The 26375-nt window shown below is 66.9% G+C and carries 23 protein-coding genes and 1 pseudogene; 8 read left to right on the top strand and 16 right to left on the bottom strand.

Going from position 1 to position 26375, the window contains the following annotated elements; all coding sequences use genetic code 11:
• Positions 1 to 75: 75 nt before the first annotated feature.
• A complete protein-coding gene (gene aceA / locus NFU08_RS07350) occupies positions 76 to 1392 on the bottom strand; it encodes an isocitrate lyase (RefSeq protein WP_174179991.1) in 1317 nt (438 codons plus the stop codon).
• A gap of 147 nt (positions 1393 to 1539) precedes the next feature.
• Here aceA and NFU08_RS07345 point away from each other — a divergent pair, with 147 nt between their 5' ends.
• A complete protein-coding gene (locus tag NFU08_RS07345; RefSeq protein ID WP_251421865.1) occupies positions 1540 to 3054 on the top strand; it encodes an XRE family transcriptional regulator in 1515 nt (504 codons plus the stop codon).
• Here the strand turns inward: NFU08_RS07345 and NFU08_RS07340 are convergent.
• Positions 3051 to 3470, bottom strand: coding sequence for a hypothetical protein (locus NFU08_RS07340; RefSeq protein ID WP_174179995.1), 420 nt, complete (start codon positions 3468 to 3470; stop codon positions 3051 to 3053). The genes NFU08_RS07345 and NFU08_RS07340 overlap by 4 nt on opposite strands.
• Before the next feature lie 387 nt (positions 3471 to 3857).
• Between NFU08_RS07340 and NFU08_RS07335 the strand changes: the two are divergent.
• Positions 3858 to 5155: pseudogene (locus NFU08_RS07335) on the top strand (serpin family protein).
• 181 nt (positions 5156 to 5336) lie between these two features.
• Here the strand turns inward: NFU08_RS07335 and NFU08_RS07330 are convergent.
• The 3 genes from NFU08_RS07330 to NFU08_RS07320 form a co-directional block, all read right to left on the bottom strand.
• Complete coding sequence (locus NFU08_RS07330; RefSeq protein ID WP_174179997.1) at positions 5337 to 6209, bottom strand: hydroxymethylpyrimidine/phosphomethylpyrimidine kinase; 873 nt, start codon at positions 6207 to 6209, stop codon at positions 5337 to 5339.
• A gap of 120 nt (positions 6210 to 6329) precedes the next feature.
• Positions 6330 to 7244: a TIGR01777 family oxidoreductase gene (locus NFU08_RS07325; RefSeq protein WP_251421863.1), complete on the bottom strand. Its 915-nt coding sequence runs from the start codon at positions 7242 to 7244 to the stop codon at positions 6330 to 6332.
• A gap of 27 nt (positions 7245 to 7271) precedes the next feature.
• Positions 7272 to 7928 (bottom strand): TetR/AcrR family transcriptional regulator, encoded by a 657-nt coding sequence (locus NFU08_RS07320; protein WP_251421860.1) that lies wholly within the window; start codon positions 7926 to 7928, stop codon positions 7272 to 7274.
• A 183-nt stretch (positions 7929 to 8111) separates the two neighbouring features.
• Here NFU08_RS07320 and NFU08_RS07315 point away from each other — a divergent pair, with 183 nt between their 5' ends.
• Positions 8112 to 8855 carry a queuosine precursor transporter gene (locus tag NFU08_RS07315; RefSeq protein ID WP_174180002.1) on the top strand — a complete coding sequence of 248 codons (744 nt, stop codon included), beginning with the start codon at positions 8112 to 8114 and terminating at the stop codon, positions 8853 to 8855.
• On the opposite strand, the gene NFU08_RS07310 is transcribed toward NFU08_RS07315, so the two are convergent.
• The 6 genes from NFU08_RS07310 to NFU08_RS07285 form a co-directional block, all read right to left on the bottom strand.
• On the bottom strand, positions 8852 to 9607 hold the full coding sequence (locus NFU08_RS07310; protein ID WP_174180004.1) for a dienelactone hydrolase family protein: 756 nt from the start codon (positions 9605 to 9607) through the stop codon (positions 8852 to 8854). The two genes, NFU08_RS07315 and NFU08_RS07310, sit on opposite strands and share 4 nt — an antisense overlap.
• A gap of 47 nt (positions 9608 to 9654) precedes the next feature.
• On the bottom strand, positions 9655 to 11007 hold the full coding sequence (gene tgt / locus NFU08_RS07305) for a tRNA guanosine(34) transglycosylase Tgt (RefSeq protein WP_374724857.1): 1353 nt from the start codon (positions 11005 to 11007) through the stop codon (positions 9655 to 9657).
• A gap of 46 nt (positions 11008 to 11053) precedes the next feature.
• Positions 11054 to 11782 carry an SRPBCC domain-containing protein gene (locus NFU08_RS07300; protein WP_251421857.1) on the bottom strand — a complete coding sequence of 243 codons (729 nt, stop codon included), beginning with the start codon at positions 11780 to 11782 and terminating at the stop codon, positions 11054 to 11056.
• Between the two features lie 85 nt (positions 11783 to 11867).
• Positions 11868 to 12899 carry a DUF6707 family protein gene (locus tag NFU08_RS07295; RefSeq protein ID WP_251421855.1) on the bottom strand — a complete coding sequence of 344 codons (1032 nt, stop codon included), beginning with the start codon at positions 12897 to 12899 and terminating at the stop codon, positions 11868 to 11870.
• Positions 12900 to 12987: 88 nt separating this feature from the next.
• Entirely contained in the window at positions 12988 to 13527 is a 540-nt protein-coding gene (locus NFU08_RS07290) for an NUDIX hydrolase family protein (protein WP_066273708.1), read from the bottom strand.
• Positions 13528 to 13621: 94 nt separating this feature from the next.
• On the bottom strand, positions 13622 to 14347 hold the full coding sequence (locus tag NFU08_RS07285) for a VOC family protein (RefSeq protein ID WP_174180010.1): 726 nt from the start codon (positions 14345 to 14347) through the stop codon (positions 13622 to 13624).
• A gap of 113 nt (positions 14348 to 14460) precedes the next feature.
• Between NFU08_RS07285 and NFU08_RS07280 the strand changes: the two genes are divergently transcribed.
• On the top strand, positions 14461 to 15063 hold the full coding sequence (locus NFU08_RS07280; protein WP_174180012.1) for a YdeI family protein: 603 nt from the start codon (positions 14461 to 14463) through the stop codon (positions 15061 to 15063).
• A 139-nt stretch (positions 15064 to 15202) separates the two neighbouring features.
• Positions 15203 to 17158 carry a glycoside hydrolase family 32 protein gene (locus tag NFU08_RS07275; RefSeq protein WP_251421852.1) on the top strand — a complete coding sequence of 652 codons (1956 nt, stop codon included), beginning with the start codon at positions 15203 to 15205 and terminating at the stop codon, positions 17156 to 17158.
• 69 nt (positions 17159 to 17227) lie between these two features.
• On the opposite strand, the gene NFU08_RS07270 is transcribed toward NFU08_RS07275, so the two are convergent.
• The 4 genes from NFU08_RS07270 to NFU08_RS07255 all read right to left on the bottom strand — a co-directional run bounded on the left by NFU08_RS07270 (position 17228) and on the right by NFU08_RS07255 (position 22497).
• Positions 17228 to 18385: an ABC transporter ATP-binding protein gene (locus tag NFU08_RS07270; RefSeq protein WP_174180016.1), complete on the bottom strand. Its 1158-nt coding sequence runs from the start codon at positions 18383 to 18385 to the stop codon at positions 17228 to 17230.
• Positions 18382 to 19971 carry an iron ABC transporter permease gene (locus tag NFU08_RS07265; RefSeq protein WP_251421849.1) on the bottom strand — a complete coding sequence of 530 codons (1590 nt, stop codon included), beginning with the start codon at positions 19969 to 19971 and terminating at the stop codon, positions 18382 to 18384. The genes NFU08_RS07270 and NFU08_RS07265 overlap by 4 nt, the downstream gene beginning before the upstream one ends.
• A gap of 4 nt (positions 19972 to 19975) precedes the next feature.
• Positions 19976 to 21034 (bottom strand): iron ABC transporter substrate-binding protein, encoded by a 1059-nt coding sequence (locus tag NFU08_RS07260; protein ID WP_174180020.1) that lies wholly within the window; start codon positions 21032 to 21034, stop codon positions 19976 to 19978.
• Positions 21035 to 21195: 161 nt separating this feature from the next.
• Positions 21196 to 22497 (bottom strand): glycosyl hydrolase, encoded by a 1302-nt coding sequence (locus NFU08_RS07255; RefSeq protein ID WP_251421846.1) that lies wholly within the window; start codon positions 22495 to 22497, stop codon positions 21196 to 21198.
• Between the two features lie 134 nt (positions 22498 to 22631).
• On the opposite strand from NFU08_RS07255, the gene NFU08_RS07250 reads away from it, so the two are divergent.
• Both NFU08_RS07250 and NFU08_RS07245 read left to right on the top strand, forming a co-directional pair.
• Entirely contained in the window at positions 22632 to 23426 is a 795-nt protein-coding gene (locus tag NFU08_RS07250) for an SDR family NAD(P)-dependent oxidoreductase (protein WP_251421843.1), read from the top strand.
• On the top strand, positions 23423 to 24658 hold the full coding sequence (locus NFU08_RS07245) for an acyl-CoA dehydrogenase family protein (protein ID WP_251421840.1): 1236 nt from the start codon (positions 23423 to 23425) through the stop codon (positions 24656 to 24658). The genes NFU08_RS07250 and NFU08_RS07245 overlap by 4 nt, the downstream gene beginning before the upstream one ends.
• A gap of 23 nt (positions 24659 to 24681) precedes the next feature.
• Here NFU08_RS07245 and NFU08_RS07240 read toward each other — a convergent pair whose 3' ends face one another.
• Positions 24682 to 25503, bottom strand: coding sequence for a DUF1684 domain-containing protein (locus NFU08_RS07240; protein WP_251421837.1), 822 nt, complete (start codon positions 25501 to 25503; stop codon positions 24682 to 24684).
• 181 nt (positions 25504 to 25684) lie between these two features.
• Between NFU08_RS07240 and NFU08_RS07235 the strand changes: the two genes are divergently transcribed.
• Positions 25685 to 26374: an NADPH-dependent F420 reductase gene (locus NFU08_RS07235; protein WP_251421834.1), complete on the top strand. Its 690-nt coding sequence runs from the start codon at positions 25685 to 25687 to the stop codon at positions 26372 to 26374.
• The last annotated feature ends 1 nt before the right edge of the window (position 26375 follow it).

Raw genomic sequence — 26375 nt, 5'->3', positions numbered from 1 at the left:
TGGCCCATCTGGGTAGCAGTAGGTGTCGTTTTGAGCCCTCAAAACGACACCTACTGCTACTTACTTGGGAAAGATTTAGTGGAACTGGCCCTCTTCGGTCGATCCGACCAGTGCGAGGGTGGATGCGTTCGGGTTGAGCGCAGTGGCGATGTCGTCGAAGTAGCCGGTGCCGACTTCGCGCTGGTGCTTGGTTGCGGTGTAGCCGCGGGATTCGGAGGCGAATTCCTTCTCCTGGAGCTCGACGTAGGCGCTCATGCCTTCCCGGGCGTAGCCGTGGGCGAGATCGAACATCGAGTAGTTCAGGGCGTGGAAACCGGCCAGGGTGATGAACTGGAACGTGAAGCCCATGGCGCCGAGTTCACGCTGGAACTTGGCGATGGTGGCGTCGTCCAGGTGCTTGCGCCAGTTGAACGACGGCGAGCAGTTGTAGGAGAGCATCTGGTCCGGGAACTCGGCCTTGACGGCCTCGGCGAACTTGCGGGCAAGTTCGAGGTCCGGGGTGCCCGTTTCCATCCAGATGAGGTCGGAGTACGGGGCGTAGGCCTTGGCGCGGGCGATGCAGGGTTCGATGCCGTTGCGGACCTTGTAGAATCCTTCGGCGGTGCGCTCGCCAGTGATGAATTCCTGGTCGCGCTCGTCGACGTCGGAGGTGATCAGGGTGGCTGCCTCGGCGTCGGTGCGGGCGATGACCACGGACGGGGTGCCGGCGACGTCGGCTGCGAGGCGGGCCGCGTTCAGGGTGCGGACGTGCTGCTGGGTGGGGATCAGCACCTTGCCGCCGAGGTGGCCGCACTTCTTCTCGGACGCGAGCTGGTCCTCCCAGTGAACGCCTGAGGCGCCGGCCTGGATCATGGACTTCATCAGTTCGTAGGCGTTGAGCGGCCCGCCAAAGCCTGCCTCGGCGTCAGCAACGATCGGGACCATCCAGTCCTCGACGGTCTGGATGCCTTCGGAGAACTCGATCTGGTCCGCCCGGAGGAGGGCGTTGTTGATGCGGCGGACCACCGTGGGAACCGAGTTGGCCGGGTAGAGCGACTGGTCCGGGTAGGTGTGGCCGGAGTTATTGGCGTCGGCTGCGACCTGCCAGCCCGAGAGGTAGATGGCGCGGAGGCCGGCTTTTACCTGCTGCACGGCCTGGTTGCCGGTGAGGGCGCCGAGGGCGTTGGTGTAGCCGCCGGTCTTGTGCTCTTCGGTGAGCTGCTTCCACAGCTTCTCCGAGCCGCGGCGGGCCAGGGTGTGCTCTTCGGAGACGCGGCCGCGGAGGCGGACGACATCGGAAGCCTTGTAGTCCCGGGTCACACCTTCCCAGCGCGGGTTGGCGGCCCACTCGAGCTCCAGGGCGGCGGCCTGCTCTGCGGGCGTCTGCTGGGTGGGCTCAAATGCTGCAGTCATCGTTGATCTCCTTGATTGAGCTCCGGAATCGGTAGGCGGGAACTGCGCCTTTGCAGTTCCCGCCGGCTTCCGGTGCGGTGTTTCTTTCCGTGATCACTACTTTTCAGCACTTTCAAGCACCTTTCTAGAGAAAAAGTATGGAAAGAAATGCACTTCTTCACGTATCCTTCAGAAATGACGCCTGGAAGCTGGAACAGAGAAGTCACGCCGCAAGCACCCTCCGCCGCGTCCGCCGGCCTGGACGTCATCAGCCTCGGCCGGCGGGTCAGGCATCTGCGCAAGCAGGCTGGACTGACCCTCGATGACCTCAGCGCCGCCGTCGGCACGGCGCCCAGCCAACTGAGCCTGATCGAGAACGGAAAGCGGGAACCCAAGCTGGGGCTGCTCCAGCACCTGGCCTCCGCGCTCAACGTCAGCATCGACCAGCTTCTTGGTGCCGAGCCGCCCAGCCGCCGAGCTGCCCTGGAGATCGAGCTGGAACGCTACCAGCGCAGCCCGCTGTACGAGACGCTGAACCTGCCCAAAATCCGCATCAGTTCGCGGCTTCCGCTGGATGTGCTGGAGGCCCAGGTGGGCCTGCTGCATGAGCTGGAACGCAAGATGAACGAGCAGGTGGCCACCCCAGAGGAAGCCCGCCGGGCGAATGGCGAACTGCGGGCGATGATGCGTGAACGCGGCAACTATTTCCCGGAGTACGAGGCCGAGGCGCAGAAGGTCCTTAAGGCCGTGGGCTACGCCGCCGGTCCGCTCAGTCAGCACGTCATCGCGGACATCGCCGAGAATCTTGGATTCACGCTCCACCACGTGGGTGACCTGCCGCATTCAACGCGGTCCGTGACCGACCTGAAGAACCGCAGAATTTACCTCACCCAGAACCAGCGGACGGACCATGACCCCCGGTCGGTGCTGTTGCAGGCGCTGGGCCACTACGTCCTGGGCCATGAAACCCCGAAGAATTACGGCGACTTCCTGGCCCAGCGCGTGGCAACAAACTATTTTGCCGCCGCACTCCTGCTCCCCGAGCAGGCCGCCATGGAATTCCTGCACAAGGCCAAGGCCGCCAAGGAGATCGCGGTGGAAGACATCCGCGATGCTTTTGCCGTGTCCTACGAAACGGCCGCCCACCGGTTTACCAACCTGGCCACCCAGCACCTGGGCATCACCACGCACTTCCAGAAGACCCACCAGAGCGGGATCATCTACAAGGCCTACGAGAACGACGGCGTGGCGTTCCCCCAGGACCACACCGGCGCCATCGAGGGCCAGCCGTCATGCAAGGCGTGGACGTCCCGGGCAGTGTTCGACGTCCCGGACAAATTCAGTGCCTACAGCCAGTACACCGACACGCCCTCGGGGACTTACTGGTGCACCGCCCGCACCGAACGCTCCGCCACCGGGGAGTTTTCGCTGAGCATCGGGGTCCCGTACCAGCACGTGAAATGGTTCCGGGGGCGGGAGACGACGGCAAGGGCCAAGTCCACCTGCCCGGATCCAAACTGCTGCAAGCGACCGCCAGCCGAGCTTGCGTCGCACTGGGCCGGTAATGCATGGCCTTCCGCGCGTGCCCATTCGCACCTGCTGGCCGCCATGCCGCCCGGGGCCTTCCCCGGTGTGGACGAGACCGAGGTGTACAGCTTCCTTCAGGCGCACTCGGGGAGCTAGCCAGCGGGGGCAGTCGTGGCGACGTTAGCCGTCTCCGCGCCGCCGGGTGCCGAGCGCATGTCCAGGCAGATGATGTCCGTCAGGATGCCGCTTACTGCCCGGTACGATTCCGGCTTGCCGGACCACCGGCCGGAATCGTGGAGAAAGCGCAGGAACGTCGTCAGCGAATAGGTGGCCACGATGCCTTCATAGACGGTATGGATGATGAGGGACGCCAATCTTGCTGCGACCTCGGCCGGGTCGAGGGCAGTGATGGAACGCTTTTCACCAGACTCAGGGTAGAAGCGGAAGAAGAGCTTCAGGCTCGCCAGCACCTCTTCCACGTCTGTGCTGAAGGGGCGCTGGACGTACCAGCAGATGAAGGCCGGGGCCAGGGTTTCCAACTCCCGGACGTTGCCCGATGAAGGGGTGGCCACTTGCGGCGCGGAGGCTTTGAACGGGTCACCTGGTTGGTTCCGCACATGATTCGTTCGTGCCGCCTGCCGTCCCTGCTTTCGTGCCACCTTGATCCTCATCTCGCTTGCTGTTTCCGATTAGCTCAAACGTAGGGAGGCAGCATCCCGCACCGCCAGAACATAAAAGCTGTATGTGGAAAGCCCGGAAGCCGGGCCCTGCGGGCGACCTTGTGATAGGGCGTACCGGGTTTTCTTGCGTTAAGTGAGAGACCGTCCGGCGGGCCTCCGGCGCGCGCGAGACCAAATCGAGTGCAAAGCGTGATCCTGCCGGCATGGTCCTCCGCCGCCGTCGCTGTTTCACTGGGAGGAGGCGGATTCCCGCCTCGGCGCGCCGGGGAGGCAACAAAGATGTTTCGTTTTCAGCGGATGATCGCGTGGGGTGCCTTGATGGGACTGGCAGGGTGTGGGGCGCCAGCCCCGCCGCCGGCGCTCCCGGAGCTCCTCACGGCCGACGGCGTCGAGCGCGTATCGGTGGACCGTGCGGACTACGCCGCTGAACTGCGCTCCTTCCGGGCGTCCGCGTTCTTCCTCGGCGAAGCATTGCTGGCCGACGGCGGCGACGGCTCAAACGGGAATGTGGTGTCCTCGCCCGGGAGCCTCCTGATTGCCCTCGCCATGCTCCGTGCAGGTGCCACCGGTAAGACCGCGGCCGAGATGGACAGCATCCTGCAATTTCCTCCCGAGACGCGCGATGAGGCCATGAACGCGGTCCTCCGCTCGCTCGAAAGGTTCGAAGGTGACCCCGGTGCGGTGGATGAGGAGAACCCGCCGCAGAAGCCGGTCATGCACTCGGCCAACGGCCTGTTTGTAGATACAGACGTGCCTACCGGACAGCCCTTCCTGGACACCCTGGCCCGGCACTATGGGACCGGTGTTTATCCCATGGATTTCAGCGATGAGGGTGCAACCAAGCCCGCCATTGATGCCTGGTGAACAGGAACACCGGCGGCAGGATCAAGGAAGCCCCGGCGGAGTACGACCCCAACAACACTTTCAGCCTGCTCAACTCGTTGTACTTCGCCTCTGCCTGGAGCACACCGTTCGACCCGAACGCCACCTCGGACCTGCCCTTCACCACAGCCGCGGGGGAGGAAATCGACGTGCCCGCCATGCACAACGAACTTACGATGAAATATGCGGAAGGCACCGGCTGGCAGGGTGTGGATCTTCCCTATGCCGACGGTTTCGTCATGCGGCTGGTCCTTCCCGACGGCACGGCCGCTTCCCGTGACACTCCCGCCCCTGCGGCCTTCGACGCGGAGAAACTGACGGAAATCGCGGACACGTTCGATACCGCCCGGCCCGAATCAGTCCAGATCCAGCTGCCCCGCTGGGACCACAGGTCCAGTTTTGACCTCCGCAAGGTCTTCGAGGCGCTGGGACTGGAGAACATGCTCGGCACCACGGAAGACTTCAACAACATCCAGCCGCAGATGATGATTACCCAGGCCGCCCAGGCTGCCAACATCACGGTGGCCGAAAAGGGCACCATTGCCGCCGCTGTGACCCAGATCAACGGAGAGGCCACCAGCGCTCCACCAGAGCCCGAGCGGACCATCGAGTTCGACCGGCCGTTCCACTACCAGATCGTTCACGGCGAAACCGGGCTGCCGCTGTTCATGGGAACTGTGGCCGACCCCAGGTGAACGTCGTGGGATCGGTCCGCCGCCGTCCCCCTCCCAGACGACGCTCCATCAGCTAATGCAGGAAAAGCCGGAACCCTCTCGCGCGCAGTGCAAGAGGGTTCCGGAAAAACGCGCATTAAGTGAGAGAGCGTCCGGAAAAACGCGCATTAAGTGAGAGAGCGTCCGGGGCTGGGCGGCGAAACTAGCGGGCGCCGCCCTGCCACAGCGCATCGAACGGGGCACCGGAGGCCACGCGGTTCCGGATCCCCGCGGTGACAAACTCCTTGGCGGTGCGGGCAGCGTCAAGAGGCGACGCGCCCTTGGCGAGTTCGGCAGTCACTGCGGCCGCCAGCGAGCAGCCGGCGCCGGAAACGGCCACCTCGCCCACCTTGGGCGCGCTCAGCACTTCCAGGGTTTCACCGTCGTAGAAGACGTCGACGGCGTCCGGGCCTTCCAGCCGTACACCACCCTTTGCGAGCACGGCTGCACCGCTGAGTTCGTGGATGCGGATAGCGGCAGCCTTGAGGGACTCGACGTCGGTGATTTCCAGGCCGGACAGCGACTCGGCTTCAAAGTGGTTGGGCGTGACAAAGGTGGCCAGCGGCAGGATCTGCGCCTTGAGGGCCTGGTCCGTATCAAGGGCATGCCCCGGCTCCTGGCCCTTGCAGATCAGGACCGGGTCGAGGACAACGTTCCCGAACCGGTTTCCGCCCAGGGCATCGGCCACGGTGGCGATGGTGGCGGGGCTTCCCAGCATCCCGATCTTGACGGTGTCCAGCACCGGCCGGCCGGGCACGGACTGCCCGTCCGGGGCCGGACCGTACGCCGCCGTGGTCGCCTCCAGCTGGTCCGCGATAACCTGCTGGTCCACCGGGACAAAGCGGTGGTTCCAGTCGTCGTTCGGGTTGAACGAGACGATGCAGGTCAGGTTGGCGATGCCAAAGACGCCGAGCTCCTGGAACGTCTTCAGGTCGGCCTGGGCGCCGGCGCCGCCAGTGGCTTCGGAACCGGCGATGGTCAGGACGACGGCGGGAGTGTCAGCGGGGGACTGGGCGTCAAGGGAAGCGGAAGTCATGGCACCATCCTGCCATCCGGCGTCGAACGCCCGCTTTGTGGTGCTGTACAGCATGTGGCCGTGCTGCTGGTCAGGGTTCCAAGGCCGCGGCGGGGCCGAAAGTCACCCTGCGCGGCCGGCTCATGCGCCCCTGGCGATCTGCTGGAGCGCTCGGCCCAGTTCGGGCTGGCTGTAGACGAAGCCCGCGTCCAGTAGCTTCTCCGGCTGGACCCAGCGGCTCTTCAGCACCAGTTCCGCCTCCGTCCGGATCAGGATGGCTCCCAGCCGCAGCAGCCAGGCCGGAGTGGGGATGCCGAACCTGGCTCGATAGGCCCGGCGGACCATGCGCATCAGCTCGCGGTTGTCCACCACATCCGGAGACGCCACATTCACGGGGCCGCTGAGGTCCTTCCGGGCATGCACGAAGCGCACGCACCGGTAAAGGTCCTCCACATGGATCCAGCTGAACTTCTGCGTGCCGGGGCCCATCCGGCCGCCCAGGCCCAGCCGGGCAAGGGTGGCGAAGGGCCGCAGTGCTCCTCCTCCGGGGCCCAGGACGATCGAGATCCGCAACGGGATCTTACGCGTCCCCGGGGTAACGGCGGCTGCAAGTTCGGCTTCCCACGCGCGGGCAACGTCCACTGAAAATCCCGTGCCCGGTTCGCCGTCACGTTCGGTTTGCGGGCCATCCATGGCATGGCGGTAGATGGTGCCGGTGCTCGCATTGAGCCAGGTCGACGGCGGCTGCCGGCACAGTGCGACGGCACGGCCTAGTGCCGCTGTAGTGGAAACGCGGGACTCCCGTATGGCGGCCTTGTTCCGGGCGCTGTAGCGGCAGGAGACGGAGCGTCCGGCGAGGTTCACGAGGAGCTCCGCACCGTCCAGCACCCGGGCCAGGCGGGCGTCGTCGTCATCCCACGTGGCCGACGGCGACCCCTTGGCGCCTTTGCGGCCAATGGTGCGCACCGACCAGCCGTCCTTCTCGAACCGGGTCCGGAAATACCTGCCGATGAATCCGGAAGCTCCGGCCAGTACCACCGTTTTTATGCCGCTCATGGTCCCCCCACTGTGTTGTTTCGATCGTCAGCCACGGATGCTGCGGCTCAGGCTCAGGAAGTCGTCCAGGATCCTGCCCACACCGGGAACCCGGGCCAATGAGAGTCCCCGTGTGATCAGCGGGACGGCGCCGTCCACCAGGCGCCTGGTCCGCTGCTGCCCGTCGGAGGTGTCGTAGACCCAGAAGAGGGTGACGGCCATGTAGAAAAGCCACAGCAGTTCCGGAAGATCGGACCTGAGCTTTTTCGGTGCCGGCGGTTTCGCGGCCTCAACCGCCGTGCGGAAGATGTCCAGCGACGCTTCGCGCGCCGCCGTTGACCCGGCGGCGAAGGGATTGACCGGGGACGTCGGGCGGATGGCCGTGGCGATGAAGTCGCCGCCAAACCGGTGGTAGGGCGCCATGGCGTCCAGGCCCGTGTGAAGGGTGGCCCTGAGCCGGCTGGTGAGGTCGCCGGCGTCCTTGAGCGCTTCGGCCGCCCTGGCCGCATGCTCAGCCTGTACCTGCAGGTACAGCTCCTGCACCAGATCGTCCTTGGACGCGAAGTAGTAGTAGGCGTTGCCCACCGAGACGCCCGCCTCGGCTGCGATGGCCCGCATGGTGGTCTTGGCGAAGCCGATTTCCCGGAACATGCGCAGTGCGACGCCGGCCACCAGCTGTCGCGTCTGCTCGCTCTTTACGGTCATGGGCTTTTCTCGAATTGAACGTGTTCAAGAAAACTACCACAGATTTGAACGCGTTCAGATTGGGCCCATCACGCCGCCGCACGGCAGTCTCCCGCACAATGGGAGAATGGGGGGACAGTGCTAATACAGCCGGTGTTCCCGCTCCCCGGGCGCCGAGCGAACCACTACGAACGGACCTCCGCCATGACCCCAGCTTCAGGCCACCACACCATGCCCCAAAACCCTCCAGTTCCGGACCGCCCACGGTTCGCCTCGATCGGGTCCCCGTACTTCGGCATCATGCTGGCGATCATGGCGGTGGTGCTGATCCTGTCCAACATCGGGGCGTCCAAGGGAGTGGCCATCGGGCCGATCATCACCGACGGCGGCTTCTTCCTCTTCCCGCTGGCGTACATCCTTGGCGACGTCATCAGCGAGGTCTACGGCTTCAGGGTGGCACGCAAAGCCATCCTCACCACCTTCGGGCTGTCCGTCTTCGCATCACTCTGCTACTGGGCGATCATCGCCCTGCCCGGATTCGACGACGAGTTCGGAATGTCCAAGCAGGCAGCCCTGGAGGGCGCGCTCGGTCCCGTCCCGCAGATCGTGCTGGCGTCGCTGCTGGCGTTCCTGGCCGGGCAGACCATCAACTCCTGGATCATGGTGCGGATGAAGGCACGCTCCGGCGAGAAGTCCCTGTGGGCCCGCATCATGGGCTCCTCGGTGGCCGGCGAGTTCGTGGACACGCTGATCTTCTGCAGCATCGCCGCCTCGGTCATCGGAATAACCGACGCCGCGACCTTTGTGAACTACGTGGTGGTTGGCTTTGTGTACAAGACCCTGGTGGAGTTCATCCTGGTCCCCGTAACGTCGCTGGTGATCCGCTGGGTGAAGAAGCGCGAACCGAGCTACGGTGCCCCGGCGGCAGCGGTGACGAACGCAGCTTAGGCGCCGCCCTTGAGCGTCCCGTCGAGCAGGGCCCGCAGTTCCCGGAAGTGCCGTTCCGTGGCCTTCGCGTGGAAGGCAGAGGTGTCGGCCATCGAGTAGCCATGCGATGCGCCCTTGTAGACCTCGTTGGATGACGCAAGGCCGGCCGCGTCGAGGGCCTTACCCAGCCGGGCCACGGCGTCGGGGCCCATGCTCTGGTCGTGGTCGGCGTGGCCGAACACGAACCGTGCCGTTGCCCTGTCCAGCCCCAGATGCGGGCTGTCCGGCTCGTCTGTGGCAAGACCGCCGCCATGGAATCCGCCACAGGCTGCCACCACGTCCGGGTGGGCCGTGGCGGTGCGCACCGCCAGCCTGGCTCCCATGCAGTAGCCGAACGTGCCGATGGGGCCCGGCGCAACGCCGTCGAGTGTTCCAAGGGCCGCCACCCAGGCGTCAATGTCCGGCAGCGCCTTGTCCGTGGTGAGGCGTCCCACCCGGGGAAAGGCAGCCTTGCCGGCCGCCTGCCTGCCCTCCGGCGTGGTCATGTCACCGCGCGGTGCCAGCTCCGCGGCCGTCCCTTCGCGGTAGAAGACGTTCGGTGCCAGGACCACATAGCCCCAGTCGGCGACGCGCTGGGCCATGTCCTCTATGCGCGGGCGCAGGCCAAAGGCGTCCATGTACAGGATGACGCCGGGAAACGGGCCGCTGCCCGTGGACGGGCGGGCCACCAGGGCTTCGGCAGTGCCGTCGGCGGCGGGGATCTGGATCAGCATCGGGTCAGGATACCGGAACAGCTGGCGACGGCGGCCTTCCGGGCAGGTCAGGAGTAGTACTGCCCCAGGGTCTCCGCCTTGAAATCGAAGAAGGTCCCGTCCTCGATGGCGAGGCGGGCGTCGTCCACCATCTTCACCACGAACCGTTCGTTGTGGATGGAGATCAGCGTGGCGGAGAGCATCTCCTTTGCCTTGAAGAGGTGGTGGATGTAGGCCCGCGAGTAGTTGGTGCAGGCGTAGCAGTCGCACCCGTCCTGGAGCGGGCCGAAGTCGCGCTTGTACTTGGCGCCGGAGAGGTTGAAGCGTCCCTGCGGGGTGTAGAAGGCGGAATTGCGGGCCACCCGGGTGGGGGAGACGCAGTCGAAGGTGTCGGCGCCGTTCTCGATAGCCGTGAAGATGTCGTCCGGTTCCGAGATGCCCAGCAGGTGGCGCGGCTTGTCCTCGGGCAGTTCCTCGTTGCACCACCGGACAATGGTGCCCAGGTTCTCCTTCTCCAGTGCCCCGCCGATGCCGAACCCGTCGAACGGCATGGCGCCGAGGTCCCGGCACGCCTTGCGCCGCAGGTCCTCGTACTGCGCACCCTGGATCACGCCGAACAGGGCCTGGTACGGCTTGCCCGCCCGGGACGAGGTCAGCCGGAAGTGCTCCTCGATGCAGCGCAACGCCCACAGGCGGGTGCGTTCGAGGGATTCCTCCTGGTACCTGCGGGAGTTCTGCAGGGTGGTCAGCTCATCGAAGGCGAACATGATGTCCGCGCCGATCTGGTGCTGCACCTGCATGGAGATTTCGGGGGAGAACCGGTGCCTGTCGCCGTTGAGGTGGCTCTTGAACCACACGCCGTCGTCGTCAATGTGGGCCAGGCGTTCCTTTCCGGGGGCGACGGCGTCATCCGGCCCGGACGCATCCACGGCTTTCATGTCGATGACCTTCTTGAACCCCGAGCCCAGGCTCATCACCTGGAATCCGCCAGAGTCCGTGAACGTGGGCCCGGACCAGTTCATGAATGCGCCAAGGCCGCCCGCCTCGTCGAGAATGTCCGCGCCGGGCTGCAGGTACAGGTGGTAGGCGTTGGCCAGCACGGCCTGCGCGCCCAGGTCCGCCACGGCTTCGGGCAGCACCGCCTTGACGGTGGCTTTGGTTCCGACGGCGATGAACGCGGGCGTCTGGATTTCACCGTGCGGCGTGGAGATGGTCCCGGTCCGTCCCAGGAACCGGCCGCCGTTGGAAGCCACCTGGGCAGCGGTCGGCGGGCAGTTCTCGCTGAGCCGGGTGCCCACCCGGAAGGAGAATTCCGACTGCCGGTCCGCCGCGGCGCCGGCCGCAGTCCACGGCGCCGTTCCAGTAAGGGCCGTTTCAGCCGCGGCGGCAGGGAAAGGAGCTGGGGCAGGGTTGGCTGGCACCGTACCAGTGTGCCAGCTTTCCGTCCCGTCCCGGCAACCGGCCCTGTCAGCTGACCGGTTCGGATGCCGGGTAGTTCCCAGCCCGCCAGGCATCCCAGGAGGAGCGCACGGATTCGAGCCTTGCGGCGCCCAGGTCGTAGGTGGAGACGATGACCAGCGAGCCCTCGCCTTCCTCGCGCACGTCCTTGATCGCCGGGTGGTCGGCCACCACCAGGAGCCCCTCCCCATGCTCGGCATAGCTGTGGACAGTGAGGCCCACCTGGTGGCTGGTCCGGTACCAGACCTTGCCGCTGATCTCCTCGCCGGTCCCCAGTTTCACCTGGTAGTTTTCGCCCGGCGCCGGGACGTCGGTCAGCCCGAGCTTCTCGATGGCGGAGCCTCCTCCTTCCGTGAGATGCAGGAAGAGGGTGTGGCGTTTGCCGTGCGGATGGCGTTCCAGGGCGAAGCGGAGCTGCTGCAGGAACGTGAGCCAGCCCTGGGTGATGTCCTCGTCCCAGGCAGCCCATTCGGAGTCGTGGTCCAGTGCCCCGCGGGTCACGCTGACCTGCGTTCCGTTGGGCACGGGTTTCAGCTCAAAGATGTCCCCGCCATGGACGGTCAGGCTGGTGTGGTCCGGGGACTCCTCAACATCGCCGGAGAAGTAGATCTCCTTGATCTCGGAGTCCAGGTCTTCTGCCTGCCAGCCATGCCACTGGGCTACTTTGGACGGTTCACGCAGCATGGTCCAGACCTGCGGCGCGTCGGCGTTGATCACTACGCTGAGATTGTTCGTCATAGCCCCGAATGTACAACTCCGGCACGGCGCCGGGTAGGGGGCAAATTACCCAACCAGGCACCGTACCGGCGGGAGGGGTCCGACGTCAGGCGCGGACGGCCTCAAGCTCGTTGCTGATGCGCCGCTCCAGCTCGACCATTCCGATGGTTTCGGAGCCCCCGTGGGCCCGCAGGAACAGCAGGGACTCGAGCCGCAGCAGCCGCCATTCGCGTTCGGCGTCATGGTTGGAGTTGTCGATGGAGCGGAAAATTTCCTTGTCGTACAGGTTGGGCTCATTGAGGGAGCGCTGCCGTACCTTGGCTGCCATCCTGGCCTTGAACGGGTCCGTCTCCTGGTTTTCCGGGGTCCGGATCAGCTTCTCGTACACCTCGGCCCGTTCCGGCTGGCCGTTCTGGCGGCATATATAGCTGGAGAGCGCCAGGGATGCTTCCACGGATGACCACCGGCCGGGATTCCCGTCGAAGGGAAGGACGTTGAGGAGGTCGGCCACGGCAAGGGCGCCGTCTGCGTCCTTGAGGGTGATGAACAGCTCATGGGCGAGGTCGCTCAGGTCCTTCAGGCAGCTGCCGGACTTGAAGTTGACGCCCTTGGCCAGCCGGTCGGACAGCAACAGGACGCCCATCGCGTCAGGATGGGCCTCCGCGGCAGCTTCCACAACGGACTCCGGGGTGCCCTGTGGGGCGGGAATCAGTGCCAGGTCCTCTTCGCTGGGTCCGCTGAGGGCCGGCGGGACCGGCGGAAGGGGAGGAACGACGACGGCGGGAGCGGCGGCAGCGGGCGCCGCCTCTTCGCGGAGCTGCCTGGGCTGCTCCTGCCCTGCGTCTTGCCCTGCCTTCTGCCCTGAGCCGGTCGCAGGGCGGGCCGCCCGCGGAAGCTGGGTGACGGCGTCGGGGTTTTCGTCCACCACCGTCACGGTGGTGCCCACCGCGATGCGCAGGGTTCCGCCGCCGGTAAGGCTGGCGAGCACCAGTGCGGGGGCTCCGAAGTCGTCCCGCTCCAGCTCGACCTGGTGGACTTCCGCCGTGCGCCCGCCGTCGGGCAGGACGATGTGGGTGCCGGTGGTCAGAGATCCAGCCTGCTGTTCAAGATGGTGCCTGGCGGCTGGTGTTTCGGTCATGGGAGTCCTTAAGTTCTCTTGCGGTCCGCCCTACAGTCTACAAAGGCGGGCACCTAAAATCGGGGACCCCCAGGTTCCGGCGTGAGTGTCAGAAGCCAACGCCGGCAAAGGCCAGCGCTTGGCGGATGAGGCTGCCGCGGCCGCCGACGAACTCCATCTGGACGCCGGGGCTGAGGACTTCCTCGGGGGTCATCCAGGTCAGTTCCAGGGCGTCCTGGCGGGGCTCGCATTCACCCGTGACCGGGATGACGTAGGCCAGGGCCACGGCGTGTTGCCGCTCGTCCGTGAAGCCGGTCTGGGACGGTGCGGGAAAGTATTCCGCCACGGTGAAGGGCACCGGGCTGATGGGGAGCTGAGGGAACGCCAGCGGTCCCAGGTCCTTTTCCATGTGCCGCAGCAGGGCAGCGCGGATGGTCTCGCGGTAGATGACGCGGCCCGAGACCAGGGAGCGGACCATGGTCCCGTCCTCATCCGCCTGGAGCAGGGTTCCCACCTCATTGACGAAGCCCAGCGGGTCCAGCCTGACCGGCACAGCCTCCACGTAGACCATGGGCAGCCGCCCGCGTGCCTCAAAGAGGTCTTCTTCGGAGAGCCAGCCGGGATTCGGGTCAGGGGTGCGCACGTTCATGGTTAAGTTCTACCCCATGGGACGCTGCGTGACGGGTGGAACTCAGCTGCCGGCGGAATGCGTCGGGTCATCCGGTCTTCCCGTGGAGGTCCTGTCACGCGTGACGCTGGGAGATCCAGAGCGTCGCCGGCACGTGCGCAGCTGCCCCGGCATCCGGGTTGGCAACGTGGAGGGTGCGCGCGAAGGCTTCCTCCGTGATGCCGGCCTGGATACCCGCTGAGGCGAGGCGTTCCCGCAAAGGTTCCAGTCCGCCGTCGTACTCAAAACCCAGGCCGGAACGCGGCGCCCCCGAGGCCGGCCGGACCATCAGGACCCCGCCGTTCTTGGCGGTGAAGTCGGCGGTGTCGTCCTGGTCCGGAACCGGACGCGGACGCGCGCCCACCTGCTGCAGGGTGCGGGAGGCAGAGGCGGGGTCCTCCGTGAACCAGACCCCGACGACGGCCAGGGCAGGATCGGCGTCGGCACACTGGGCGCCGTGGGCGGCTTTGTCCGCAAGGAAGCTGAAACCGTCGGGAGCCGTGATCCGGCAGGCGTCGCCATGGTCCGCGGCGACCAGCTCTGCGGGTGTGGTGCCATCTTCCGCAGCAGCCAGGTTGGTGCGCCGGGCGAACTCCGCAAGGTCCCCCACCTCCACTGCCAGCGCGGTGCTGCCGTCTTCCGCGGCCCCCTCGGGGACGGCGTGGAGGGCCAGGCGTCCCAGCCCGGCGTCGAAAACCTGCCAGCCGGCGTCGTTCTCGGTCCGGACCATGCCCAGGGCGGTGAGGAGCCTGCCCCAGGAATCCAGCCTGGACGTGAAGTGGAGGGGGCGCACACGGAGCATCTTGGTTTCCTTAATCCTCGGTATCCAGGGACCTCTAGGCCCATGATGCCACGGCGCCGGCGCTTGTGGAGAGGGGCTGCCGTGGTGCCGTGATGCGGGGGCAGAATAGGGCCATGACCGTTGAACTTGAGGAGCTGCTGCTGCCGGACGCGGCGGCGTGGCGCCGGTGGCTGGAGGCAAACCACAGCACCAGTCCCGGGGTGTGGCTGGTCCTGCACAAGAAGGGCGGAAACGTCACGGAACTGGATTACGCCGCGGCGCTGGATGAGGCCCTGTGCTTCGGCTGGATCGATGGCCAGGCGCGCCGCCGTGATGAGCAAACGTCGCTCCAGCGGATGACACCGCGCCGGCCCAGGAGCCCGTGGTCTGCCAGGAATGTCGGCCATGTGGCGCGCCTGGACGCGGCAGGCCGGATGACCGATGCCGGCTGGGCAGCCGTGAATGCGGCGAAGGCCGATGGCCGCTGGGACAATGCGTACGGCGGCCAGGCGGTGGCGGAGGTCCCGGCTGACCTGGCGGCGGCCATCGCCGCGGTTCCAGCCGCCCAGGCGATGTTCGATGTCCTCACCGGGACAAACCGGTTCGCAATGATTTACCGGGTCAACTCCGCTGTCCGGCCTGCCACCCGCGCGAAGAGGATCACTGACTTCGTGGAGATGCTGGCGCGCGGGGAATCGCTCTATCCGCAGAAGAAGCGTCCCGGCGGCGTGGCCTGACCGTACGGGAAGTGGATCCAGGAATCCGTGCCCGGTTGGGTTCCTGCCGGCCTGCCTGTAAAATTGACGGTTCACTTGCGCTGGTGCCGTTCCCCTGCTGGGGAGCGGCACTTGTGCGTTCAGCGACGGATCGAAAACCATGCCCCGAAAAATCCTCGGACCTGTACTCCCTGCCCTTAGAAACCGGCCCCTGCTCTGGGTGGTTGCCGCCGTGGCCGCTGCCCTGGCCCTGGTGGTTTCCCTGCTGCTCGCCGGCAACGTCCGGACGGGGCCGGCCGCCGTTGCCGGCCGCGTCCTGGACGGTGTTGCGTCGGCGCAGGCAACGGCCAGGGACTCCACCGGCAGCTACGCGACGCTGTGGCTGGACGGCGGGGACACCACGCTCGTGGACCGTGGCCGGGCGCTCGACGCCGAGGGTGCGGAGGATGTGCGGAGCATTGAGTGCGGTGCGGGCTGGCTGGCCGGAGCGCGCGTGGACGGCAAGGTTTTCCTGCGCAGCAGCGCGGCCCCGGACACGGTTGGGGATGCTGCTGCGGCGCGCCTTCCTGACTGCATCAGCACCGAGGCGCGCGATGCCCTGCTGGCTGACCTCGGCGTGGACCGGACGTGGCCCGCGCCGGCTGCGGACCGCTTCGAGCCGCCCGCGGGGGAGTACCGCCCCGCCTACCACCTCACCCCGGACCAGCGCTGGATGAACGATCCCCAGAAGCCGTTCTTCCTGGACGGCCAGTGGCACTACTACTACCTGTACAACGCCGATTACCCGGAAGGGAACGGCACCGAATGGTTCCACGCCACCAGCACCGACCTGGTCAACTGGAAAAACGAGGGCGTGGCCATCGGGAAGTACCGCAACGGACTCGGCGATATCGAGACCGGCACAGCGGTGGTGGATACGGAAGGCACCGCGGGATTCGGCAAGGGAGCCGTGATCGCGGTCCTTACCCAGCAGCATGACGGCGTCCAGCGGCAGTCACTGTTCTACTCCACGGACAACGGCTACAGCTTCGAGAACTACGAGCAGAACCCGGTGATGGAGAACCCCGGCGAGGAGCACTGGCGGGATCCCCGCATTGTCCGCGACGACGCCAACAACCAGTGGCTGATGCTGCTGGCCGAAGGCCACAAAATCGGCTTCTACACGTCCCCGGACCTCAAGGACTGGACCTATATTTCGGCATTTGAGCGCGACGGGCTGGGCATCCTTGAGTGCCCGGACTTCTTCCAGTTGGACGTCGACGGCGATCCCTCCAAACGGACCTGGGTGCTGGCCGCCAGCGCTAACGGCGCGGACGAGGGCCGCACTACCGGGCTGGCGTACTGGACCGGCAGCTTTGACGGAAAGGGCTTCACGCCCGACGGAGACCACCAGTGGCTCGACGGCGGAACGGACTTCTACGCCGCCGTCACCTGGGATGATCCGCGCCTGACGGACGGCCAGCGGAAGGCCTCGCGGCACGCCATAGGCTGGGTGAACAACTGGGCGTACGCCCGGGAATTGCCCACCGGCGATTGGTTCGGGGCGGCCTCCGTGGTGCGTGACATCCGGCTGGTGTCCGACGGCGGTCGCCCGTTTCTGGCCTCGGCGCCCACCCCTGCGCTGGCGTCGCTGGAGGGGAGCCCGGAGCGGATCCCTGCGGGAACGGCCCGCGAAGGCGCGGGGGAGCCGTTGCCGGTTCCGGACAGCGGTGCGTTCAAGGTGGACCTGGAACTGGAAAGGCCTGCATCCGGGCGCGGTGAAGCCCGCGTCCTCCTGCAAAGCGCCGGCAAGGTTTACGCCACGGTGGGCTACGACTTCGGGACCGGGCAGGCCTTTGTGGTCCGGGACGGGGATTCGGTGGCGCAGGCTGCCGGCGGCCCGGCGGAGGGGTACCGGACGGTGAGCTCAGCCAGGGGCAACACCGACGCGGACACGGTTCAGCTGACCGCCTATATTGACCGGTCTTCCGTGGAAGTCTTCGTGGACGGCGGCCGCGAGACGCTGACCTCGCTGGTCTTCCCGCCGGCGGGGGCCAAGGACGTCCGGCTTGCGGCTTCGGGTGGTGCCGTCGGCATCAGGGGCGGCACCGTCACGCCGCTTGCCGCCATCCGCTGAGCCGGACGTCCCATGGCGAACGTGGGCCCACGCCTGTGCGCGGGCCCACTGTTCAGAAATGGAGCCTGTTCAGGAATCGAGCGGGAATGCCACGCCTTCACCCACCACACGCAGGCACAGCTCCATGCCCGGACGGGCGATGGATGCGTTCCAGTGCCGGATGGTGATGATCTCGCCGCCGCCGGGGTAGCGGTGGTCGGGGGTGGAGGCCAGCTGCGGCGGGACCGAGAGCTTCAGCCGGACGGTGGTTTCCGGACCAAAGTAGTCCGTGTCCACCACAACCCCGCGGATGGCCGCGTCCTCGGCAATCCGGATCTGCTCCGGCCTCAGCATCAGCTGCACCCGGCCCTGCGCCGGCGGCCTGCGGACGGGGATGGCACCCAGGGAACAGGTGGCGAGCGATCCCTCAAGCCAGGCATCCAGGATGACGGCATCTCCAAGGAACTCCGCCGTGGCACGGTCCGCGGGGCGGGTGTACACCACGAACGGGTTGCCGATCTGGGCGAGTTTGCCGCCGCGCATCACGGCCACCTGGTCCGCGAAGGACAGTGCCTCGGCCTGGTCGTGGGTGACCAGGATGGTGGTGACCCCCGCCTCGTTCAGGACCTTGGCCACGGCACGGCGGGTGGCCACCCTGAGTCCCGCGTCGAGTGCTGAGAAAGGCTCATCCAGGAGCATCAGTTCCGGCTCGCGCGCCAGGGCCCGCGCCAGGGCCACCCGCTGCTGCTGCCCGCCGGACAGCTGGTGCGGGCGGCGCTTGGCCATGGCCGGGTCCAGGGACACCATTTCCAGCAACTCGCTGACCCGTCCGGCCACCGCCCGCCGGCCGCCCGGCAGGCGGTCCTGGTCCAGCCCGAACGCGATGTTCTGCCCCACGCTCAGGTGCGGGAACAGGGCGCCATCCTGGGCCACGTACCCAATGTGCCGTTTATGCGCCGGCACCCACACGCCGTCGCCCGCCACCTTGGCGCCGTTCAGCGCGATGCTGCCCGTGTCCGGGTGCTCAAACCCGGCAATCAGCCGGAGCAGGGTGGTCTTGCCCGATCCGGAGGGTCCCACAATGGCAGTGGTTCCGCCCCTGGCCACGGAAAGGTTGACGCCCTTCAGGACGGCCTGGTTGCCGAAGTTCTTGGTGACGTCGGTGATCTCCAGGTGGCTGTTGGTGGTGGGTGCCACGGACGGGGCCACCCGCGGCTCAGGCAACCTGGAAGGGGCTTGTTCTGTCACTGTCCGGCTACTTTCTTGGACTGCTGGAAGAGGAGGTACGTCATGGGCGCGGAGAGCAGGATCATCAGCAACGCATACGGCGCGGCGCCGGCGTAGTCGATTTCGCTGCTCTTGCTCCAGAATTCGGTGGCCAGGGTGCGTGTCCCGTTGGGGGACAGCAGCAGGGTGGCGGTGAGTTCGTTGGCGATGGCCAGGAACACCAGCGCCGCACCGCCTGCGGCGGCCGGCGCCGTGAGCCGCAGGGTGACCCTGATGAAGGACACCAGCGGGGGCTTGCCCAGCGCCTGTGCCGCCTCGTCCAGTTCCTTGGGCGCCTGGGCCAGGCCTGCCCGGAGGTTGACCAGGGCCCGGGGCAGGAACAGCAGCACGTACGCCGCCACCAGCACCCCTGCCGTCTGGTAGATCCCGGGAACCACCCGGATGCTCACCGTGACGAAAGCCAGGCCCACCACGATTCCGGGCAGCGAGCTGGTGACGTAGTTGGAGAGCTCCAGCGACTTGCTGAACCAGCCGGGATGGCGGACAGCAAGGTAGGCCATGGGGAACGCCACCACGGTGGTGGCAAGGGCGCCCGCCAGGCCGTAGCCGAGCGTTGTGAGCAGCGCCGGGAGGAACTCGTCCGCGGCCCAGGCTGCCGTTCCGCCGGAAGCCACCCAGCGCAGCACAAAGAACAGGGGCAGGCCGAAAGCCAGTGCCGTCAGCGCCAGCAGGAACAGCTGGGCGGGAACCTGGTACACGTGCAGCGGCAGGCGCAGCGCCTTGGCCTGTGCTCCGGGGCCGATGCGTGCGTACCGTGCGGTGCCGCGGCTGCGGACCTCGGCCAGCAGCAGCAGGAGGCAGAAGAACACCAGCACGCTGGCGAGCATGTTCCCTGCCGCCCCGTTGAAGGTCGACTGGTACTGGACCATGATCGCCGTGGTGAAGGTATCGAAGCGGATCATGGCGAACGCCCCGTACTCGGCCAGCAGGTGCAGGGCCACCAGGAGCGCGCCGCCGGTCATGGCGATGCGGAGCTGGGGGAGGACCACCCGGAAGAACGTGCGCCAGGCTCCGAGGCCCAGCGCGGCCGCGGACTGCTCAATGGCCGGGTCAAGCCGGCTGAGGGCGGCGGCGGCGGGAATGTAGACCAGCGGGAAGTAGGAGAGTGTGGCAATCAGGACTCCGGAGCCCAGGCCGCCCAGGGAAGGAATGGCGGAAACCCAGGCGTAGCTGTTGACGAACGCCGGGATGGCCAGCGGCGCAGCCAGCAGCACGGCCCACACCCGCGCGCCCCGCAGCGTGGTGCGTTCCACAAGCCAGGCGCCTGCAACCCCCAGGACCAGGCACAGCGGGACGGTGAAGAGCATCAGCAGGACGGTGTTCAGCAGCAGTTCGGCCACGCGCGGCCGGAAGATGAGTTCGACGGCGGTGTCCCACCCCGTTGCCACGGTCATGTAGGCCACGTAGCCCAGCGGGACAAGCGAAAACAGGGCAATCAGCACCGCCAGGGCGGACACCGCAGAAACGCCGAAAGGCGGGCGGGGGCTGATGCCCCGGCCCGCCGTCGTCGTGCTCCCCCGCGGGGGAGCCGATAGATCAGGAGTCACGAAATCAGAGGAGTCCTGCCGAGGTCATCAGTTCGGTGACCTTCTCCGAGTTCAGCTTGGCAGGATCCACGGTGGGGGCCTGCAGCTCCGCGATGGGAACGAGCTTCTCGTTTGCAGGAACGTCGGACGCGATGGCGTACTCGAAGGAGGTGCCGTCCTTGAGGATTTCCTGGCCCTTCTTGCCGGTGACGTACTTCAGGAACTCCTGGGCAGCTTCCTGGTTCTTGGAGGTCTTCAGCACGCCGCCGCCGGAGACGGACACGAACGCGCCCGGATCCTGGTTCTTGAAGTAGTACGGGGTGACGTTGTTGGAGTTCTCGCCGGTCTTGGCCTGGTCACCGTAGTAGTAGTAGTGGTAGATCAGCGCGGCATCAACTTCGCCGGCGTTGACGGCCTTCATGGCGGTGCTGTTGCCCTTGTAGGCCTTGAAGTTTTCCTTCATGCCCTTGAGCCATTCCTCCGTGGCGGCCTCGCCCTTGAGCTCCAGGAGCGCCGAGACGATGGCCTGGAAGTCGGCGCCGGACGGGGAGGCCGCCCACTTGCCCTTCCACTCCGGGGTGGCCAGGTCCAGCATGGACTTGGGCAGCTGGTCTTCGGTCAGCTTGTTCTTGTCATACACCAGGACGGTGGAGCGGGCAGCGATGCCGGTCCACTTGCCGGTGGACGGGCGGAACTCTTCAGGCACCTGCGCGATGGTGGCTTCGTCCACGTCGGCAAACAGGTCGGCGTTCTCCACCTGGGTCATGGCCGGGGAGTTCTCCGTCAGGAACACGTCAGCCGGGGAGGCTGCGCCTTCCTGGATGATCTGGTTGGAGAGCTCGGTGTCCGAGCCCTGGCGCATGGTCACCTTGATGCCGGTCTCGGCGGTGAAGCCATCGATCCATTCCTTGGTCAGGCTCTCGTGCTGTGCGTTGTACACGGTGATTTCGCCGTTGCCCGCACCAGCGGTGGCGTCGGACGAGCCAGTGGCTGCGGGGGTGGTGCTGCCGCCGCAGGCGGTCAGTCCAAGTGCTGCGGTGGCGGCGAGTGCGATGCCTGCCAGGGCGCTGTTGCGGATCTTCATTGAGGGACTGCTTTCTGGGGAAACGTCGGGCGGACGGGGTCCTGTTGGGCGTCGGGGAAGGATGCCCACGCTTGGAACTGTAGGGTAGGCAAACCTAAGCAACAAACCAGAAAGCGCTTTAAGTGACAAGGGTCACAAGAATTACAAAACTATTGCGTGTCCTAATTGCCGGCGTCATTACCGGCGTCGCCGGTGTTGCCGGGGAGAGCTGCCGCGGCCTCCAGGGCCATCCACGCCTGCAGCTGGGTGGAAAGTTCGACGGCGGCGCCCGGGGGGTACGTTGCGTCCGCCGGTTGCGCGGCGTGCTGGGAGAAAATGACGGCGCCGCGGTGACCGTCCGCAGCCTCGCCGGCCTGCACGGAGCGCTTTCCGGACCAGAAGGCCTCAGCCGTTCCTGCCACCAGCCGGGCGGCGGTGGTGCGGGTCTGCGCCGGGAGCCTGCTGTCGGCTGCGGCGAGGGCAAGGTAACGGCACAGGATCCCGGTGAACAGGCCGCCGTCGCCCGATCCCTCGCAGCGCAGCACCCGGCCCCCGCTGCTCGTCATGGCGCCGGTGGCTGGTGCGTGGCCGGCTGTTTTCGTGGGTGAGGGGGCCTGTGGCTGTCCGGCGGGGGACGGGAGTGTGAGCAGCCGGTCCACCGCGTCCACCACCACGGCTGCCCTGTCAAGGTCTGCCTCCCTGCCCATTTCCAGGAAAGCGCCCAGCACCGGGCCCTGGTTGTAGGTGTAGACCGCGCGTTCCACCAGCACTTCCCCGGACGGGCCAAGCCGTGCACCGTCCAGGTACAGGCCCTGGTCCGGGTCGAAAAGGGTGGCATCCAGCCAGTCCAGCAGCGCCCTGGATTTCTGAGGGTGGCCGGTCCGGGCAAAGTGGAGCGCTATGGGCGCCGAGGCCGGGGTGTTTTTGAAATCCCGCTTCTTGCTCCAGAAGGCACCGCCGTCCAGGTCATCCGTGCACGCGGCCTCGAACTGGAGCGTGAGGGACCTGCGGACGCGGGCGTTGCGCCGGCGTCCGGACCTGCGTGCTTCTTCGGCGAGGGTGTCGAGCCGGTGGGTGGCGAGTGCCAGCCAAGCCATGTCGTCGTAATAGCTGTTGACGAAGGTGAAGGCGTTGCGCAGGCGGATTCCCGTCACCAGCCGGGATGCCAGGCGGCCGGCGCTTGGGTGGCCGGAGCCGTTGAACCTGGCGTCCGGCGTGCCGCCGTTGGCCAATTCCCGCCGTCCCGCATCAACCAGGCAGTCAACATAGTGTGCCTGCCACCAGTAGTGCCAGGGCCCTGCCAGCGCTCCCTTGGGATCCTTGCGCCATGCGGGGGCAGGCCACTGCACGGCACCCAGGTGGGTGCCCGGCAGGAAGAACAGCCTCCGCCCGAACAGTGCGGTCACCGACTGTGCCGCCTGGTTGGCGCGGGCATCCCAGCCCAACGGGTCCTGGCGGGCGGGGGCGGGGTCCAGGCGGGTCATGCTTTCCACCCTAACGCGCGGCCCCGGGCCGGTCCCGGCCGGCGGCTGGTGCGGGTCGCCGGTATTTCAGTTAACATTCACTAACTAACACCGGGCGGCCGGCAGCCGCTGCGGGCCCGCATCAAGGAGGATGTATGGACGTCAAAGGCGCTGTTGCACTGGTGACAGGGGGAGCCTCGGGCCTGGGGGCGGCTACGGCCCGGCGGCTCTTCCGTGACGGCGCCTCCGTGGTGGTGGTTGACCTCCCGTCCTCCGGCGGCGCGGCCCTGGTAGAAGAGCTCAATGCGTCCGGGACTCAGGGGCGTTCCGCCGTCTTTTCCCCCGCAGACGTGACGAACGAAGCCGAGGTGCAGGCCGCCGTCGACACCGCTGCCAGCCTGGGGCCGCTGCGCATTGTGGTCAACTGCGCCGGGATCGCCACGCCCGGGAAAGTCCTGGGCAGGGACGGCGTGCTTCCGCTCGAGGCCTTCAACCGCGTCATCCAGGTGAACCTGGTGGGCACCTTCAACGTCCTGCGGCTGGCAGCGGCGGCGATGGTGGCCACCCGGCCGGCGGTCACGGAACTGGGCGGCCCGGAGCGCGGCGTGATCATCAACACCGCCTCCGTTGCCGCCTTCGAGGGGCAGATCGGCCAGCCCGCCTACGCGGCTTCCAAGGGGGCCGTGGCGGCCATGACCCTGCCGGTTGCCAGGGAGCTGGCGCGCTCGCTGGTGCGCGTGGTCACCATCGCGCCCGGCATCTTTGAGACACCCATGATGGCCGGGCTGCCGCAGGAAGCCCAGGATTCTTTGGGAGCGCAGGTGCCGCATCCTTCCAGGCTCGGCAGGCCCGGCGAGTACGCGGCCCTGGTGGCGCACATCGTGGAGAACGCCATGCTGAATGGGGAGACCATCCGCCTTGACGGGGCCATCCGGATGGGACCGAAATGATGGGGGCTGACAAGGCGGGCTCCGAAACAGTGCGGGACAGCATGCCGGACCTGCCCTCAGCGGACTTTTTTGATTTTGAGTCCCTGCTGGACCGGAAGGAACGGGACAAACTGGCCGAGCTGCGGGAGTTCCTGGCCGCGGAGATCGCACCCCATGCGGGCGACTGGTGGAACAAGGCCGAGTTCCCGGCGCATATCCTGCCCAAACTGGCTGCCCTGGAACTGAGCACTCCCGCCGAGCGCGGCTACAGCCATCTGTTCGCCGGCCTGGTCATTGCCGAGATGACGCGCGTGGACACGTCGATCGCCACGTTCTTCATGGTCCACCACGACCTGTTCGTCCAGTCGCTCTATGACTTCGGCAGTGAGGACCAGAAACAGCGGCTGCTGGCCGACGCCGCCAGCCTGCGCATCACCGGTGCGTTTGCCCTCACCGAACCCAACCACGGTTCGGACGTTGCCGGCGGGATGGAGACGCGGGCGCGGCGGATCTCGTCGGCCACCGGAGAACCGGACGGCGGCGGTGACGCCTGGGTGCTGAACGGGGCAAAGCGCTGGATCGGCAACGGGACGTTCTGCGACTACATGCTGGTGTGGGCCCGCGACGAGGCTGACGGGTCCGTGCGCGGCTTTATTGTGGACGCCACCCTGCCGGGCGTCAGCCGGACCCGGATCGAAAACAAGATCGCGCTCCGGACGGTGCAGAACGCGGATATTGTCCTGGCGGATGTGCACGTGGCCGAGGCAGACCGGTTCGCGAATATCGGCAGTTTCGCGGACACCAGGGAGCTGCTGCGGGGTTCGCGGATCATGGTGGCGTGGCAGGCCGTGGGCCAGCAGCTTGCCGCCTTCGACGTCGCCCGGCAGTACGCCGTGGAGCGGCGGCAGTTCGGCCGGCCGCTGGCCCAGTTCCAGCTCATCCAGCAGCAGCTGGTGACCATGCTGGGCAACGCCGTGGCCGGCATGGGGATGATGGCCGGGCTTGCCCGGCTGCAGGATGCAGGCGCCGCGGACATGCCGCAGGTGGCACTCGCGAAATCGTACGTGAGCGCACGGATGCGGGAGACCGTGGCACTGGGCCGGTCCATCCTGGGCGGCAACGGCATTGTCACCGACTACCGGATGGCGAAGATCTTCTCCGATGCCGAAGCCATCTACACGTACGAAGGGTCTTTCGAGATCAACACCCTGATCGCGGGCCGCGCCGTCACCGGAATGTCAGCCATCGCCTGACGCAGCCAGTCGGCTGGATCAGCTCAATCAGCGGAGGGCAGCTTCTCGCCTGCCTCCACGCGCACATCCAGCGAGTTGTTCTTCACGGGCATGGGGCACGTGCCGTAGGGGGTGAACGCGCTGGGATAGTTGATGGCGCGGTTGAAGTCCAGGACCACGGAATGGTCCGGCCGCGGGCGGGGCACGGCGAGCTTCCGCCAGTCGTCCGTGGTTTCCCCGTTGGTTTCGTCATGGAACGTGACGGTCAGCGCCCCAAGCTTCTCCTCTTCCGCCTGCAGCCGGAACTCGTGCCCGCTGCCGGGAACACGGAACACCACCTCACCCACGGTCCGGTGGACGCCGTCCACCAGGGGGTTGGCGGTGGCGATGGGAACGTCCACGGGCTCGGGGTACGGCTCGAACCGGCCCGCCACCTCCCACTCCGGTTTGTATCCATAGGTGGGGACGCCGGTGAACTCCGTGAGTACCGGCGAGGCCGCGTCCCGGGTCCGGATGGCGTAGCGCCCGGCCCGCCTGGCCAGTTCCACCACCACTTGGTCCCCGCCGGGGCCGCCGAACTGGACCCACATCAGGGACTCCTCATCGGCCAGGGCCGCCGTGATGGTCCCGGTTACAGCGTCCCCTGACTCCACCAGGGACAGCTTGTCCGCGGGCACTGCGGTAAGTGACGCCGTCGTACCATCCGTTGACCAGAGACCGGGTGCCAGTTCGACGGCGGCAGGGGAGTCCTCCAGCCACTGGAAGGAGGTGAGGGTGAGCCAGCCGTGGCGGGCGGCGAGGGCCTTGTTGCGGTTGTCGCGGAAGCGCTGCCAGCGTTCCAGCTTGGCGGCCGGGAGGGTGCCCATGGTTCCTTTCAAGCGTTTCGGGTTGCCCCGGCTACAACCGCTCCGCGCCGTTGTTCATTCCGGCGCTTGCCTTGTCCGGGCCGGGGAGTACCCTCGGAACCAGAGGGACCGGGTGCTTCACGGCCCCCGCACCTGCTTTTGACACCACTTCCAAACTGTCTGCTTTCCAGAGGGGGAGGCCATGAAGATCGCGGTGCTTGGCACAGGCATGGTGGGACGGACCCTCGCGGGGGCGTTCACCGCGCTGGGGCATGTCGCGGACAGCGGAACACGGGATCCAGGCGCCACCTCGGCCAGGACCGGGCCGGACATGATGGGTGCGCCTGCTTTCAGCGAATGGCATGCCGCGAACCGCCACATCCCGCTGATGACCTTCGCCGAGGCTGCGGAGGCCGCTGAGCTGGTGGTCAATGCCACGAACGGCGCGGGAGCGCTGGACGCGCTGGGGTCAGCCGGGGCAGCACGCCTTGCCGGCAAAGTGCTGATGGACGTTTCCAACCCCCTGGATTTCTCCCAGGGCATGCCGCCGGTGCTGAACCCGGTGAACACGGACAGCCTCGCCGAGCGGATCCAGCGGGCCTTTCCCGGCGCGCGGGTTGTGAAGACCCTCAACACGATGAACGCCGGACTGATGGTGGACCCGCGCCGGCTCGCGGACGGAGACCATTCCGTTTTCCTGTCAGGGGATGATCCGGACGCAAAGGCGGTGGTCAAGGGTCTGCTGGAGGAGCTGGGCCACCGCGATGTGATCGACCTGGGCGACATCACCACGGCCCGCGGAGCCGAGATGCTGCTGCCGCTGTGGCTGCGCCTCTACGCCGCCCTGGGCACACCCAATTTCAATATCAAGGTGGTCCGCGCGGTTGAATAGG

This window comes from Pseudarthrobacter sp. NCCP-2145 (genome assembly GCF_023708005.1).
Taxonomy (GTDB): Bacteria; Actinomycetota; Actinomycetes; order Actinomycetales; family Micrococcaceae; genus Arthrobacter; species Arthrobacter oxydans.
This window is presented reverse-complemented; position numbering and strand designations above follow the sequence as displayed.